General features: G+C 52.5%; 14 protein-coding genes. 4 read left to right on the top strand and 10 right to left on the bottom strand.

What is annotated here, in order from left to right; genetic code table 11:
• Positions 1 to 74: 74 nt before the first annotated feature.
• Genes AC534G_RS10575 through yobA form a run of 3 tightly spaced genes read right to left on the bottom strand, consistent with a single transcriptional unit; the run spans position 75 to position 1684 of the window.
• Entirely contained in the window at positions 75 to 413 is a 339-nt protein-coding gene (locus AC534G_RS10575; protein WP_038641391.1) for a YebY family protein, read from the bottom strand.
• A gap of 20 nt (positions 414 to 433) precedes the next feature.
• Positions 434 to 1306: a copper homeostasis membrane protein CopD gene (gene copD / locus AC534G_RS10570; protein ID WP_069324700.1), complete on the bottom strand. Its 873-nt coding sequence runs from the start codon at positions 1304 to 1306 to the stop codon at positions 434 to 436.
• A 3-nt stretch (positions 1307 to 1309) separates the two neighbouring features.
• A complete protein-coding gene (yobA, locus tag AC534G_RS10565) occupies positions 1310 to 1684 on the bottom strand; it encodes a CopC domain-containing protein YobA (RefSeq protein ID WP_038641395.1) in 375 nt (124 codons plus the stop codon).
• A gap of 143 nt (positions 1685 to 1827) precedes the next feature.
• On the opposite strand from yobA, the gene AC534G_RS10560 reads away from it, so the two are divergent.
• The 3 genes from AC534G_RS10560 (at position 1828) to exoX (ending at position 3506) form a co-directional block, all read left to right on the top strand.
• Entirely contained in the window at positions 1828 to 2058 is a 231-nt protein-coding gene (locus tag AC534G_RS10560) for a DNA polymerase III subunit theta (protein ID WP_038641397.1), read from the top strand.
• Positions 2059 to 2164: 106 nt separating this feature from the next.
• Positions 2165 to 2821 carry a carbon-nitrogen hydrolase family protein gene (locus tag AC534G_RS10555; RefSeq protein WP_085048048.1) on the top strand — a complete coding sequence of 219 codons (657 nt, stop codon included), beginning with the start codon at positions 2165 to 2167 and terminating at the stop codon, positions 2819 to 2821.
• A 22-nt stretch (positions 2822 to 2843) separates the two neighbouring features.
• Positions 2844 to 3506, top strand: a complete 663-nt coding sequence (gene exoX / locus AC534G_RS10550) for an exodeoxyribonuclease X (protein ID WP_038641401.1) — start codon at positions 2844 to 2846, stop codon at positions 3504 to 3506.
• On the opposite strand, the gene ptrB is transcribed toward exoX, so the two are convergent.
• The 4 genes from ptrB to yebG form a co-directional block, all read right to left on the bottom strand.
• A complete protein-coding gene (ptrB, locus tag AC534G_RS10545; RefSeq protein ID WP_174330948.1) occupies positions 3488 to 5563 on the bottom strand; it encodes an oligopeptidase B in 2076 nt (691 codons plus the stop codon). The two genes, exoX and ptrB, sit on opposite strands and share 19 nt — an antisense overlap.
• A gap of 86 nt (positions 5564 to 5649) precedes the next feature.
• Positions 5650 to 6309: a tellurite resistance TerB family protein gene (locus tag AC534G_RS10540; RefSeq protein WP_038641405.1), complete on the bottom strand. Its 660-nt coding sequence runs from the start codon at positions 6307 to 6309 to the stop codon at positions 5650 to 5652.
• A 94-nt stretch (positions 6310 to 6403) separates the two neighbouring features.
• Positions 6404 to 6757 (bottom strand): protein YebF, encoded by a 354-nt coding sequence (yebF, locus tag AC534G_RS10535; RefSeq protein WP_038641408.1) that lies wholly within the window; start codon positions 6755 to 6757, stop codon positions 6404 to 6406.
• A 121-nt stretch (positions 6758 to 6878) separates the two neighbouring features.
• A complete protein-coding gene (gene yebG, locus AC534G_RS10530; RefSeq protein ID WP_038641410.1) occupies positions 6879 to 7169 on the bottom strand; it encodes a DNA damage-inducible protein YebG in 291 nt (96 codons plus the stop codon).
• Between the two features lie 132 nt (positions 7170 to 7301).
• Here yebG and purT point away from each other — a divergent pair, with 132 nt between their 5' ends.
• Positions 7302 to 8480: a formate-dependent phosphoribosylglycinamide formyltransferase gene (gene purT / locus AC534G_RS10525; protein WP_069324704.1), complete on the top strand. Its 1179-nt coding sequence runs from the start codon at positions 7302 to 7304 to the stop codon at positions 8478 to 8480.
• Between the two features lie 68 nt (positions 8481 to 8548).
• On the opposite strand, the gene kdgA is transcribed toward purT, so the two are convergent.
• From kdgA to zwf, 3 genes are all read right to left on the bottom strand, one after another.
• On the bottom strand, positions 8549 to 9190 hold the full coding sequence (gene kdgA / locus AC534G_RS10520; RefSeq protein ID WP_038641415.1) for a bifunctional 4-hydroxy-2-oxoglutarate aldolase/2-dehydro-3-deoxy-phosphogluconate aldolase: 642 nt from the start codon (positions 9188 to 9190) through the stop codon (positions 8549 to 8551).
• Positions 9191 to 9224: 34 nt separating this feature from the next.
• On the bottom strand, positions 9225 to 11036 hold the full coding sequence (edd, locus tag AC534G_RS10515) for a phosphogluconate dehydratase (RefSeq protein WP_110497737.1): 1812 nt from the start codon (positions 11034 to 11036) through the stop codon (positions 9225 to 9227).
• Between the two features lie 233 nt (positions 11037 to 11269).
• Positions 11270 to 12745, bottom strand: a complete 1476-nt coding sequence (zwf, locus tag AC534G_RS10510; protein WP_003034896.1) for a glucose-6-phosphate dehydrogenase — start codon at positions 12743 to 12745, stop codon at positions 11270 to 11272.
• Between the last annotated feature and the right edge of the window lie 141 nt (positions 12746 to 12886).

Below are 12886 nucleotides of genomic sequence, written 5' to 3'. Positions count from 1 at the left end.
AATGTAAAAACCGCAAGTTCTCCTGTGAGATCCTGCGGTTTTTTTATTGGAAATCAGAACGCTACATCTGACAATTAACAGAGTTTTTCTGCACGCTCAACAAACGGCGCCAGGCTCATTTTTTCACCCGGTTTCGTCGGGTCATCAATCTGGATAATCTCAATCGGCTTCGCCGTGGTTTTACCGCTCGCAACCTGTTCTCTGGCAACATCATTCAATGGATATTGCACCAGCGTGCTGGGATTGATGACATACAGCGCGTGACCTGCACGGCAGGTCAGCATCACCTCTTCCCGATTAAACGCCCATTTATCTTTGCCAACCTCAAAACGGCTGACGGTGATGACCTGTGGCGCTGCCAGCGCGGCCCCTGAACTTGCCAGTAGTAGTAAAGAGAGAATGATTTTTTTCATGCGTTTTGCCAGTCCATCAATCAAAAAGGTTCGAGGGTTGCAAACAGGCTGACAATCGCCAGCACAACGGCCCCTATTCCCCATTCCAGTTTTGTCATCCAAATGAAATAGAGCGTCACACAGCCATTATCCTGCTGCATGCGTGGTACCAGAACATACCGATTCGCCAGGGCAATCGCTACCATTAGCATGACAAGGGCACCTTTTAACAAAAGCAGTTGCCCATAAGCCATGTGCCAGGAGCCGGAAACACCGACAATAAACAGGGCATTCATAATCCCGGTAAGTAAAACCCCGGCCACGAAGAGATGCCCATAGCGGGAGAAACGCATCATGGTTCCGATCGCTTGTTCCCGCCAGCGGCCCTGCGCCATTCTCATACAGTAAAGTACGGGCAGCAAGCCGCCAAACCAGGCGGCGGCACATATCAGATGTAAGGCATGGTTAACCTGTTGGATAGCCCCAGCGACGCCAGTATGCAGCGTTGCATGTCCAACGCCTGCCAGCAAAATAAACTGAGCAATCGTCAGCATCAAGAGCAGTCGCGACATGCTGCGCGGCACAACGATGGTCACCACCAACGTGACCATCGCGAGGATAATCTGCCATAGCCAGACGCCGCCAAATTGCGTCTGCAGAACGGCGCCCCAAACGTCTGTAGAGACGACATCCCGCCATCCTGAGCCCATTAAGCCCCCCTGGATCGCCAGCATTAGCGTCGCGCTGATAAAACTCCACGTCGCGGCATGGCGTTGCAGACGTAAAAAACGACGCATCATTAAACGGCGAACCGAAACGGGAGCCAGCCATGCGCCGTAAAGCGCACAACCAAACACCAGCATCAACGCGGTAAAATGAATAAATCGCAGGGCAACCCAGGTAAATGCCAGCATCGGTTATTTCACGCTAAAGGTATATTGTCCCTTTGTCTTGTGGCCATCCACGGATACAACGTGCCAGTCCACCGTATATTTTCCGGCCTCCAGCGTTTGAGCGAGCGGAATAATCAGTTGCGTTTTGTCCTGATCGCTGCGGGTCGCTTTGCCCGTCTTGATTGATTCCTTTTGTGGACCTGTCAGCGTTGCGCCGCTGAACGCGGGTTCGACGCCTTCAGAAAAATTCAGCGTCAGCGCCTGGGGAGAAGCGGTGACTTCCGCATTCGCCGCCGGACTTTGTTTTGTCAGGTGAGCATGCGCCAATGCAGCGGGTGTTGCGAGGAGGCTGGCGAGTACGATGAGAGTATTACGTAGCGAAGATGCAGATGAAGCCATATCAACTATTCCTTTTTGTTATGTCTAATCTATAGAGAATAACCTTCTACAATGATCGAGTCGAGAATCATCAATTCTGTCTTGCCATTAATGCGCACTCTTAGTAACTTTGCGCGCCGGAAGACAGAGAAAAGGAGCAGCCTATGAACATCAATCTGGCCAAACTTGAGCAAGCCGAAATGGATAAGGTCAATGTTGACTTGGCCGCGGCGGGTGTCGCATTTAAAGAACGCTACAATATGCCGATCGTTGCCGAAGTGGTTGAACGTGAACAGCCCGAACATTTACGCGACTGGTTTCGTGAAAGACTCATCGCGCATCGCCTGGCATCCGTCTCTCTTTCACGTTTACCGTACGAGCCGAAAGTTAAATAAAACTTATATTACGTTACGATTCCTTACATGATGCCTGCTACAGTATAAGTATATTCTTAATCTATACTTTAAAGATGGTTGTAGACACTATGAAAAGGAAATCATTATGTCACACTGGAAAATCGCAGCAGCACAATACGAACCCCTTCACGCGTCAGTGACCGAAAACGTTGCCCATCACCTGCAATTCATTCAGGCAGCCGCACAATGCCAATGTGAATTGCTGGTCTTCCCCGCCCTCTCCTTGTTGGGCTGCGTTGATGAGAATGACTCCCTCCCAGCGCCACCTGATGAAGCGTTGCTGGAACCGCTGGCGCATGCCGCAGCGACTTACCGCATGACAATTATCGCGGGATTGCCGGTAGAGCATAACAATCGTTTTGTGAAAGGCATTGCGCTTTTCTCTCCCTGGATGACATCACCACTAACGTTTCATCAGAGCCACGGGGCCTGTATTGCCAGACAGCGCAATGCCATCAGCGTTGTGGATAGTCAGCCAGAAGGTATTGATATCGATCCTGCTTTTTCGTTATTCACCAGTAGCCAGTCCGTCAGCGAGCCAGAACTCCTCTCCTCCACATCTCAGCTACAAAGTTTCTCGCATAAATTTGCCATCGCGGTATTAATGGCCAATGCACGCGGGAGCAGCGCGTTATGGGACGAGCGAGGTCGATTGATTGTACGCGCCGACAGCGGTTCTTTGCTCTTAACCGGTCAACGCACGCCACGGGGTTGGCAAGGTGATATCATTCCATTACGCTAGTCGTTTTGGTCGGGAGCATGGCATGTTGCGCATAATAGATACAGAAACCTGTGGTCTGCAGGGAGGCATTGTTGAGATTGCTTCTGTCGATGTGGTTGATGGAAAGATAGTTAACCCAATGAGCCACCTGGTGCGTCCTGACCGCCCCATTAGCCCCCAGGCGATGGCTATTCATCGCATTACTGAAGCGATGGTAGCCGATAAGCCATGGATTGAAGATATCATTCCGCACTATTACGGTAGTGAGTGGTATGTGGCGCACAACGCAAGTTTCGACCGCCGCGTATTGCCAGAGATGCCCGGAGAGTGGATCTGCACCATGAAGCTCTCCCGTCGATTGTGGCCAGGAATCAAATACAGCAATATGGCGCTGTACAAATCACGTAAGCTAAACGTTCAGACGCCTGCAGGCCTGCATCACCACCGCGCTCTGTACGATTGCTACATCACTGCGGCTTTGCTGATCGACATCATGCAGACTTCAGGCTGGACCGCAGAGCAGATGGTCGACATTACCGGCCGCCCCGCATTACTCACTACTTTCACATTTGGTAAGTACCGTGGAAAACCGGTATCAGAGGTGGCAGAACGCGATCCGGGCTATCTGCGTTGGTTATTTAATAACCTCGACAGTATGAGCCCGGAGCTGCGATTAACGCTGAAGCACTATCTGGATAACATCTGATCTGAAGCTTGCCCAGACAGCGTTCCCTGTGCCAGCCCAATCAAAAACGCGTACTCCAGGGCCACGCCTTCGTAAGATTTAAAACGCCCGGACTTACCGCCGTGCCCGGAATCCATATCCGTGCACAGTAACAGCAAGCGATCGTCCGTTTTCAGCTCACGCAATTTTGCCACCCACTTTGCCGGTTCCCAGTATTGCACCTGGGAGTCGTGTAATCCCGTCGTGACCAGTAAATGCGGATAATCCTGCGCGGTGACGTTGTCATAGGGGCTGTAGCTTTTCATATACGCATAGTATTGCGGATCCTGAGGATTACCCCATTCCTCAAATTCACCGGTGGTGAGTGGAATTGACTCATCCAGCATCGTGGTCACCACATCAACAAACGGCACCTGGGCAATCACGCCATGGAACAAGTCCGGGCGCTCGTTGATGGCGACACCCATTAACATTCCGCCGGCGCTTCCCCCCATGCCGTAACATAACGATGGGGCGCCATAGCCCATTTTTAGCAGCGCATCGCAGACGTCGAGGTAATCATTAAAGGTATTTTTCTTGTGCAGAAACTTACCGTCTTCGTACCATTGCTGACCCAACTCACCGCCGCCACGCACATGGGCAATGGCATAAACAAAGCCGCGATCCAATAAGCTTAAACGGCTGCTACTGAAATCAGCATCCATACTGGCGCCATACGAACCATAGCCGTAAACCAGTAATGGGTTTTTCCCTTTCAGGAAATACTTTTGATGATAAACCAGTGAGACCGGAACCTCGGTACCATCGCGCGCGGTGATCCAGACATGTTCGCTGCGGTAATTCGCCGCATCAAATCCGGGGACCTCCGTCTGCTTAAGCACGCGACGCTCCCCGGTGTCCATATCCAGTTCAAACAACGTGTCCGGCGTGGTCATGGAGGAATAGCCATAGCGCAGTCGCGATGTCTCCGGTTCCGGGTTATAGGCAAGCCAGGTCACATACGCCGGATCGTCAAAGGCGATACCGATCACTTCGCGCGTTTTGCGATTGATCTGACGCAGACTGGTTAAACCCTGCTGGCGTTCTTCCACCACCAGCCAGTCGGTAAACAGGGTAAACCCCTCCAGCATGACGTTTTCGCGCGGCGGGATCAGCACCTCCCACGCTTGTTCATTGCGTACGCGCGTGCGGTACAGACCAAAGTTTTTACCTTCACGATTAGAGCGCAGATAAAACTTGTGCTGATAGTGATCGAGGCTGTACTCGTGGTCTTTACGCCGCGCTAAAAAAAGCAACGGTTCGGCGTCGGCTAGTTCTGCATCCAACAGCAGAACCTCACTGGTCGTCGCGCTGGCGATATGGATCACCACATAATGTAACGAGGTGGTTTTATGCAGACTGACATAAAACATGTCATCGGCTTCTTCGTACACCAATTCGTCCAGTGACGAGGGAGATCCAACGGTATGCCGCCAGACCTGGTACGGCAGTAACGTCGTGGCGTGTTTGCGAACGTAATAGAAGGTCTGGGAATCATTCGCCCAGACCAGATCCGCTTCAACGTTATCCAGTACTTCCGGATACCAGTTGCCGCTTTCCAGATTGCGGAAGCGAACGCCATATTGCCGACGAGAGAGGTAATCTTCGGCCAGCGCCATAATGCTGTTATCGGGTGATATCGCCAGCCCTCCCAGCGTATAAAATTCACTGTGGGCTGCGCGTTGGTTGCCGTCCAGCAGAGTATCCCATTCATCCCACTCTTCGCTGAGAACCGACTGGCGCTGATAAATGGCATATTCACATCCCGGTTCATAAATATGCCGGTAACGATAACCATTTTTCACATAGGGAGCGGACGCATCCTGTGGGGGAATACGGTCGATAATTTCTTTCAGAACGCGGTCCTGCAAAGCCTGCTGCGAAGCCATAACCTGATGGCCATACGCATTTTCCTGTTGCAGGTATTCGAGCACGTCCGGCTGCGAGCGGGTGTCGTCTCGCAACCAGTAATAATTATCAACACGTGTATCGCCATGCTGCGTCATGGCGTGAGGAATACGAGAAGCTTTTGGTAGCATGTCATTGTTCTTTTGCTTAAACATCCTATAAGGGTGGCAAAAGACAGCGATGATGCAAGCGAAACATGCGCCTTAGCGATAAGTAATTAACCCGGTAAAGCCTGTTTTTGCGCCTTCAGATCCTGTTCAATGCCGTCACGAACATCCTGTGGGATCTTCAACGCATCACCCAGCGCGTTCAGGTAGCTGCGCTCCATAAAGTGGTCGATATCAATCGCCGCACAGCTCAGGAAGTAAATTTCCAGCGCCTCTTCTTCGTTGCGGATCCCTTGCGCCAGGCGCTGAGGATCCAGCGGCTGTTCGATTGCCCGCTCAATTAGAACGCGGCCTTGCTCCTCAACACCCGCGTCACGAAGCTGCTGTTCAATGGCGGTACGCTCTTTGGCATCGATATGACCATCGCTTTTCGCCGCAAAAACCAGCGCCAGGATCAGGCGTTCAGTTCGCTCATCCAGCGGCGAGCTTTGTACGCCGAACTGCGGCTCATCCTGATGCGCGGCGCGAACTTTATCTTTGTATTTGTTCCACAGCACGGTTCCGGCAACTGCACCACCACCCACCAGAAGCGCGCTGGTGCCGTATTTGCTCAGTAACTTACGTGAGGATTTGTTGGCAACCAGTAATCCCGCCAGACCGCCTAACGCGCCAGGGACCAGAAGTTTACTCAGCCCTTGCTCGCCGGAAGATGATGCGGAGGATCCTTTTTGCCCAAGAAGAGATTGTAGTTGGTTCAGCCAGTTAGCCATTTTGCCCCTCAAGTACAGACGAATAATCGTCAAAGCGTACCCGAGGGGATGTCAGGAAGTGTTCAGCTCATCAAAAGATGTGCAAATACGCTCATTACTGCGGTTGATACTCCGCCGTTCCGGCCTGGCAGTCGACTTTTACCTGATAGTGAATATCCGCGCTTTTTCCGCGAACCGTCAGCGGGACCGACCATTTGCCATCTTTGCCCGTAATATCGGGGGTATTAACCCAGGCGACAGGATCGGCTTGCCCAACACGCTTTTGATCGTCAGCCCAGCGCGCGATGCGATTTTGCTGATAATCACGTTTCACGCTCGCCGCAATACCATCAGCATTCAGCCCTTCGCATTTTGGAAACTGAACATTTTTGCTTTCCATGTTTGCCGCAAAAACAGATACGCTGGCAGATAACAACAGCAGGCTTAACAACGCTCTTTTTTTATACATTTTTTTCTCCTTTATCTCCCCTTCTTCTTTCCGGTTGCATGTAGCAACGCGAAAGGACGTCAGGGATTGCACAATGATTCAGGGAAAAGCATGGTACAAAACGTCAGGAGCGCAAGTCGTTTCAGGCAGCCTGGGTATCATCCTCAGCGTGCGCGTCATCTTTAACGGCCTGCGGAGACGGCAGCTTGCCGTTTTTCAGGATGGCGCTCAGCACATCTTTTTGCTCAGCCAGCCACAGGGAAAGCGCTTCACGCTGCTCGTCTTCAAGCGCTACCGGTGACTGCTCCAGCCATGTGTCGAGCAAATCCGCTGTATCAAGCATTTTGTCATACGCATCGGCTTCCTTTTTGCTGGTAAACGACATTTTTTCCTCACCTTCCCGAATGACTACGTATTTAACTTCAACCGCCATTTTTGCAGCCTCTTAAATTACCTGTATTTATGTACAGTATATTCTTTTTGCGCCCTGAAATCAACCTGGTAATAAAGACAGACGCAAACGTTTTCGTATATACTGCGCCCAGATAAAACAGGGGATTAATTTATGACGTTATTAGGCACAGCGCTGCGTCCCGCAGCAACGCGAGTGATGTTATTAGGTTCAGGTGAACTGGGTAAAGAAGTGGCGATCGAATGCCAACGACTGGGTGTGGAAGTCATTGCCGTGGATCGTTACCCCGACGCGCCAGCCATGCACGTTGCCCATCGCACATACGTAATCAATATGCTCGATGGCGAAGCGTTACGCGAGGTTGTCGAGCGTGAAAAACCACATTATATCGTGCCGGAAATAGAGGCGATTGCCACGGATATGCTGGTAAAGCTGGAACAGGAAGGGCAACACGTTGTGCCGTGCGCACGAGCGACCCAACTGACCATGAACCGCGAAGGGATCCGCCGCCTCGCCGCAGAGGAGCTGTCTTTACCAACCTCTTCTTTCCGCTTTGCAGACAGCGAAACTCGCTTTCGCGAGGCCGTCGCCGAAATCGGCTTTCCTTGCATCGTGAAGCCAGTAATGAGTTCCTCAGGTAAGGGGCAAAGCTTTATTCGTTCAGCCGATCGGCTCACCGAAGCCTGGAACTATGCTCAACAGGGAGGCCGGGCAGGCGCCGGGCGCGTTATCGTCGAAGGCGTGGTAGATTTTGATTTTGAAATTACCCTGCTTACCGTTAGCGCTGTTGATGGCGTACACTTTTGCGCGCCGGTAGGGCATCGTCAGGAAGATGGCGATTATCGTGAATCCTGGCAGCCTCAGCAGATGAGCGACCTGGCGCTGGCGCGCGCGCAGGAGATTGCCCGTAAAGTCGTGCTGGCGTTAGGCGGCTACGGTCTGTTTGGCGTGGAGCTGTTTGTCTGCGGTGATGAGGTCATTTTTAGCGAAGTCTCCCCTCGCCCGCACGACACCGGGATGGTGACCTTAATTTCGCAGGACCTGTCTGAATTTGCCTTGCACGTCCGCGCATTTCTCGGTCTGCCCGTTGGCGCAATCCGTCAGTACGGGCCTTCCGCTTCCGCCGTTATTCTGCCGCAACTTAGCAGCCAGAATGTGACGTTTGATAACGTACAGGCCGCCGTGGGCGCTGGCCTGCAAGTACGATTCTTTGGTAAGCCGGAGATCGACGGGAGCCGTCGTTTAGGCGTGGTACTGGCTACAGCGCAAACCATTGAAGACGCGGTTGAACGCGCGAAACACGCCGCCGCACAGGTGAAAGTTACAGGATAAAAAACCAGACCCGTAGGCCGGATAAGGCGTTGATGCCGCATCCGGCCTACGGTTTACACATTAACGGCTTACTGCTTCGCGCCTTCTACTGCTTCACGAGCCAGTTTGGTAATGCGTTCGTAATCGCCAGCTTCCAGCGCATCTGCCGGAACCAGCCAGGAACCACCGATGCACAGCACGCTTTTCAGCGCGAGGTAGTCACGGTAATTCGCCGGAGAGATACCACCGGTTGGGCAGAAACGTACCTGAGAGAACGGGCCCGCAATCGCCTGCAGCGCTTTAGTACCGCCGTTCGCTTCCGCCGGGAAGAATTTGAACTCTTTCAATCCGTAGTCCATACCCAGCATCAGTTCAGAAACCGTGCTGATGCCAGGGATCAGCGGAATAGTCCCTTCCGTTGCGGCTTTTAACAGCGGCTCGGTCAGACCCGGGCTGATAGCAAACTGCGCACCGGCTTCGGTGACTTCAGCCAGTTGTTGCGGATTCAGTACAGTACCTGCGCCGACGATGGCGTCCGGAACTTCTTTCGCGATCGCGCGAATGGCATCCATCGCACATGCGGTACGTAAGGTCACTTCCAGAACGCGCACGCCACCTGCAACCAGCGCTTTTGCCATCGGCACCGCATGTTCCAGTTTATTAACCACAATAACCGGTACAACCGGGCCAGTGGTCAGGATTGCTTCTGCACTTGTCTTCCAGTTTTTCATCAGAGTTTTCTCTCGCCTGATTACAAAATAAGTCTTAAAAAGTGATACAGGTTGCGCCCTGCTCCGCTCCGGACAGCTTCTCACGCAACGCGCTGAACATTTCACGTCCGGTCCCCACGCGCGATGCGCTGAGGTCTGGAATGTGAGGCTGACGTGAAGCAAGTTCTTCTTCGTCAACCAGCAGCGTCAATTCACCTGTCTGTCCATTCACACGAATGATGTCGCCATCACGTACTTTCGCCAGCAGACCGCCATCATAGGCTTCTGGGGTTACATGGATTGCTGAAGGCACTTTACCTGAAGCACCTGAAAGTCGTCCATCGGTAACTAACGCAATTTTGAAACAACGGTCCAATAATACACCAAGTGGCGGCATGAGTTTATGTAATTCTGGCATTCCGTTCGCTTTTGGTCCCTGATGACGCACAACAACCACACAATCGCGGTCAAGCAGACCGGCATCGAACGCCGGTAACACATCGTGCTGACTTTCAAAAACGACTGCCGGCGCTTCAATAACCTGATTTTCAACCGGTACCGCCGACGTTTTCATCACTGCGCGCCCGAGGTTACCGCTCAGCACTTTAGTGCCGCCGTGGTGAGAGAAAGGTTGGTCAAAGGTGGCAATCACGTTGCTGTCCAGTGATTTCGCCGCCCCTTCGCGCCAGTCCAGTTCACCGTTGTTAAGCCACGGCTCCATGGTGTAACGCGATAAACCGAATCCGGCAACGGTATTCACATCTTCATGCAGCAGACCCGCATTCAGCAGCTCACGCATTAGCACCGGTACGCCGCCCGCCGCCTGGAAATGGTTAATATCCGCCGGACCGTTCGGGTACAAACGCGCCATCAGCGGCACGATATCGGACAGATCGGAGAAGTCATCCCAGTTAATCAGAATCCCGGCCGCGCGCGCCATGGCCACCAGATGCATCGTGTGGTTAGTTGAGCCCCCGGTCGCCAGCAGCGCCACAATTCCGTTCACCACCACTTTTTCATCGATCATTTTACCGATCGGCATCCATTCATTGCCGTTCCCGGTAAGACGCGTAACCTGACGGGCGGCAGCAGCGGTCAACGCTTCACGCAGCGGCGAATCCGGATGGACGAATGAGGAGCCTGGCAGTTGCATCCCCATGAACTCAACGACCATCTGGTTGGTATTCGCCGTACCGTAGAACGTACAGGTACCCGGTGCGTGATAAGACGCCGCCTCGGACTCAAGCAGCGCCATGCGATCAACTTTGCCTTCCGCATAGAGTTGACGAATACGCACTTTTTCTTTGTTCGCCAGGCCGCTCGCCATCGGCCCGGAAGGAATGAAGATTGACGGCAGATGACCGAATGACAGCGCCGCCATCACCAGGCCAGGGACAATTTTATCGCACACGCCGAGGAACAACGCGCCATCGAACATATTGTGAGAGAGACCTACAGCCGCTGACATCGCAATCACTTCACGACTGAGCAGCGAAAGCTCCATCCCATCCTGTCCCTGGGTAACACCGTCACACATGGCCGGCACACCACCGGCAACCTGACCTACCGCATTGGCTTCATGCAGCGCCTGGCGAATGATAGCCGGATAATGTTCATATGGCTGATGCGCAGAAAGCATGTCGTTGTAGGAGGTAATGATCGCGATATTGTTACGCAGCATGCTTTTCAGCGATGCTTTGTCGTCCGGTTGACACGCGGCAAAGCCATGCGCCAGGTTACCGCATGCCAGTTGCGAACGATGAACGGTGGTCGATTTAGCTTGTTCAATACGGGCGAGGTAGGCGGAACGTGTATGGCGAGAACGTTCGATGATACGTTGTGTTACGCGTAACAAATTCGGATTCATAGAGGCTCCTAAAATTTATCTGTCAGAGCGGTAGGGTTAACAATGCTTATCAGTCGTGTTAATAGTGCTGAATCGCTTGTTTGCCGTAGCTCAGGGGCAAAATCGTTTCAGGCAGTGTAATAAAAAAAGCCTCGCGGGTGAATCCACGCGAGGCTTAAAAGTGCAAAAATTATTCTGCAATCTGTGTTAGATCATGTTACCGGTAAAATAAACCCTATGGGTAAGGCGATCTTTTACTCGAATTCGTTCCAAGAACGACCATCTCGGGTGATCATTGCCACAGAGGCAACCGGTCCCCAGGTCCCTGCCTGATACGGTTTCGGCGCATCGTTGTCCATCGCCCATGCTTCAGTAATTGAGTCGACCCACTTCCAGGCTTCTTCAACTTCATCACGACGCACAAACAGCGCCTGAATACCGCGCATCGTTTCAAGCAGCAGTCGCTCATAGGCGTCGGCCAGATGCGTCTGGTTAAAGGTTTCGGAATAGCTCAGATCAAGCTTGGTGATTTGCAGGTTATGCTTGTGGTCCAGACCCGGCACTTTGTTCAGCACCTGGATATCAACACCTTCATCAGGCTGCAAACGAATAGTCAGCTTGTTCTGCGGCAGATCCTGCCAGGATTCCCGGAACAGATTCAGCTCAGGCGTTTTGAAATAGACGACAACTTCAGAGCACTTCGTCGGTAAACGCTTGCCGGTACGCAGATAGAACGGAACGCCCGCCCAACGCCAGTTATCGATATCCACACGGATCGCCACAAACGTTTCCGTATTGCTGCTTTTGTTCGCGCCCTCTTCTTCCAGATATCCCGGAACTTTTTTGCCCTGGGCAAAACCCGCGGTGTACTGACCGCGAACCGTCTTTTCACGCACGTTTGAGCGGTCGATACGGCGTAGTGATTTCAGTACCTTCACTTTTTCATCACGAATGCTGTCAGCGCTCAGGTCCGACGGCGGAGACATCGCGATCATGCACAAGATCTGCAGCAGGTGGTTTTGGATCATGTCGCGCATTTGACCGGCCTGGTCAAAATAACCCCAGCGACCTTCAATACCCACTTCTTCCGCGACGGTAATTTCAACGTGATCGATCGTGCGGTTATCCCAGTTGTTTACAAACAGGGAGTTGGCAAAACGCAGTGCCAGCAGGTTCAGCACCGTCTCTTTACCGAGATAGTGGTCGATACGATAAACCTGACACTCTTCGAAATATTCACCGACCTGATCATTGATCTCGCGCGATGTTGCCAATGACGTTCCCAACGGTTTTTCCATCACGACGCGGGCAGGTTTAGCATTCAGCTTTGCTTCACCCAAACCTTTGCAGATCGCGCCAAAGGTGCTTGGCGGCATCGCGAAATAGTTAATCGTGGTCCGTGATTTCTGATCCAGCATTTCACCCAGACGGCTAAATGCGGCGGTATCATTGACATCCAGATTACAAAACTCCAGACGGCCGCTGAGGGTCTCCCACAAACCTTCATCAATTTTTTCTTTCATGAAGGTTTCGAGCGCTTCGCGCACAACCTTGGTATAGGCTGCTTTGTCCCAGTCGGCACGCCCTACCCCGATGATACGGGTTTCCGGGTTAATCTGGCCGGCCTTTTCCAGTTGATACAGGGAAGGCAGCAATTTCCGCCGCGCCAGGTCGCCCTTCGCGCCGAAAATGACCAGGTCACATGCCTGGGCTGTTTGCGTTACCGCCATGTCATTCTCCTCAATTAAGTGTCTGGTGCTTTTGCCAGAAACTGGTTGTAATTTTATTACAGTGCACTGTACTGCTTTTACGTGAATCCGGAAACCGTAAACGCTTATCCAGCCGTGCTGTTACCGCAAACAGGCGTTTGA

Source organism: Citrobacter sp. CRE-46, assembly GCF_059615875.1.
Note: the sequence above shows the minus strand (reverse complement) of the source record. Positions and strands in the feature narration are given on the sequence as shown.

Excerpts from the sequence above, each read along its gene's own strand:
- AC534G_RS10575 (WP_038641391.1), bottom strand. The coding sequence starts at position 413 with ATGAAAAAAATCATTCTCTCTTTACTACTACTGGCAAGTTCAGGGGCC.
- copD (WP_069324700.1), bottom strand. The coding sequence starts at position 1,306 with ATGCTGGCATTTACCTGGGTTGCCCTGCGATTTATTCATTTTACCGCG.
- yobA (WP_038641395.1), bottom strand. The coding sequence starts at position 1,684 with ATGGCTTCATCTGCATCTTCGCTACGTAATACTCTCATCGTACTCGCC.
- AC534G_RS10560 (WP_038641397.1), top strand. The coding sequence starts at position 1,828 with ATGAACATCAATCTGGCCAAACTTGAGCAAGCCGAAATGGATAAGGTC.
- AC534G_RS10555 (WP_085048048.1), top strand. The coding sequence starts at position 2,165 with ATGTCACACTGGAAAATCGCAGCAGCACAATACGAACCCCTTCACGCG.
- exoX (WP_038641401.1), top strand. The coding sequence starts at position 2,844 with ATGTTGCGCATAATAGATACAGAAACCTGTGGTCTGCAGGGAGGCATT.
- ptrB (WP_174330948.1), bottom strand. The coding sequence starts at position 5,563 with ATGCTACCAAAAGCTTCTCGTATTCCTCACGCCATGACGCAGCATGGC.
- AC534G_RS10540 (WP_038641405.1), bottom strand. The coding sequence starts at position 6,309 with ATGGCTAACTGGCTGAACCAACTACAATCTCTTCTTGGGCAAAAAGGA.
- yebF (WP_038641408.1), bottom strand. The coding sequence starts at position 6,757 with ATGTATAAAAAAAGAGCGTTGTTAAGCCTGCTGTTGTTATCTGCCAGC.
- yebG (WP_038641410.1), bottom strand. The coding sequence starts at position 7,169 with ATGGCGGTTGAAGTTAAATACGTAGTCATTCGGGAAGGTGAGGAAAAA.
- purT (WP_069324704.1), top strand. The coding sequence starts at position 7,302 with ATGACGTTATTAGGCACAGCGCTGCGTCCCGCAGCAACGCGAGTGATG.
- kdgA (WP_038641415.1), bottom strand. The coding sequence starts at position 9,190 with ATGAAAAACTGGAAGACAAGTGCAGAAGCAATCCTGACCACTGGCCCG.
- edd (WP_110497737.1), bottom strand. The coding sequence starts at position 11,036 with ATGAATCCGAATTTGTTACGCGTAACACAACGTATCATCGAACGTTCT.
- zwf (WP_003034896.1), bottom strand. The coding sequence starts at position 12,745 with ATGGCGGTAACGCAAACAGCCCAGGCATGTGACCTGGTCATTTTCGGC.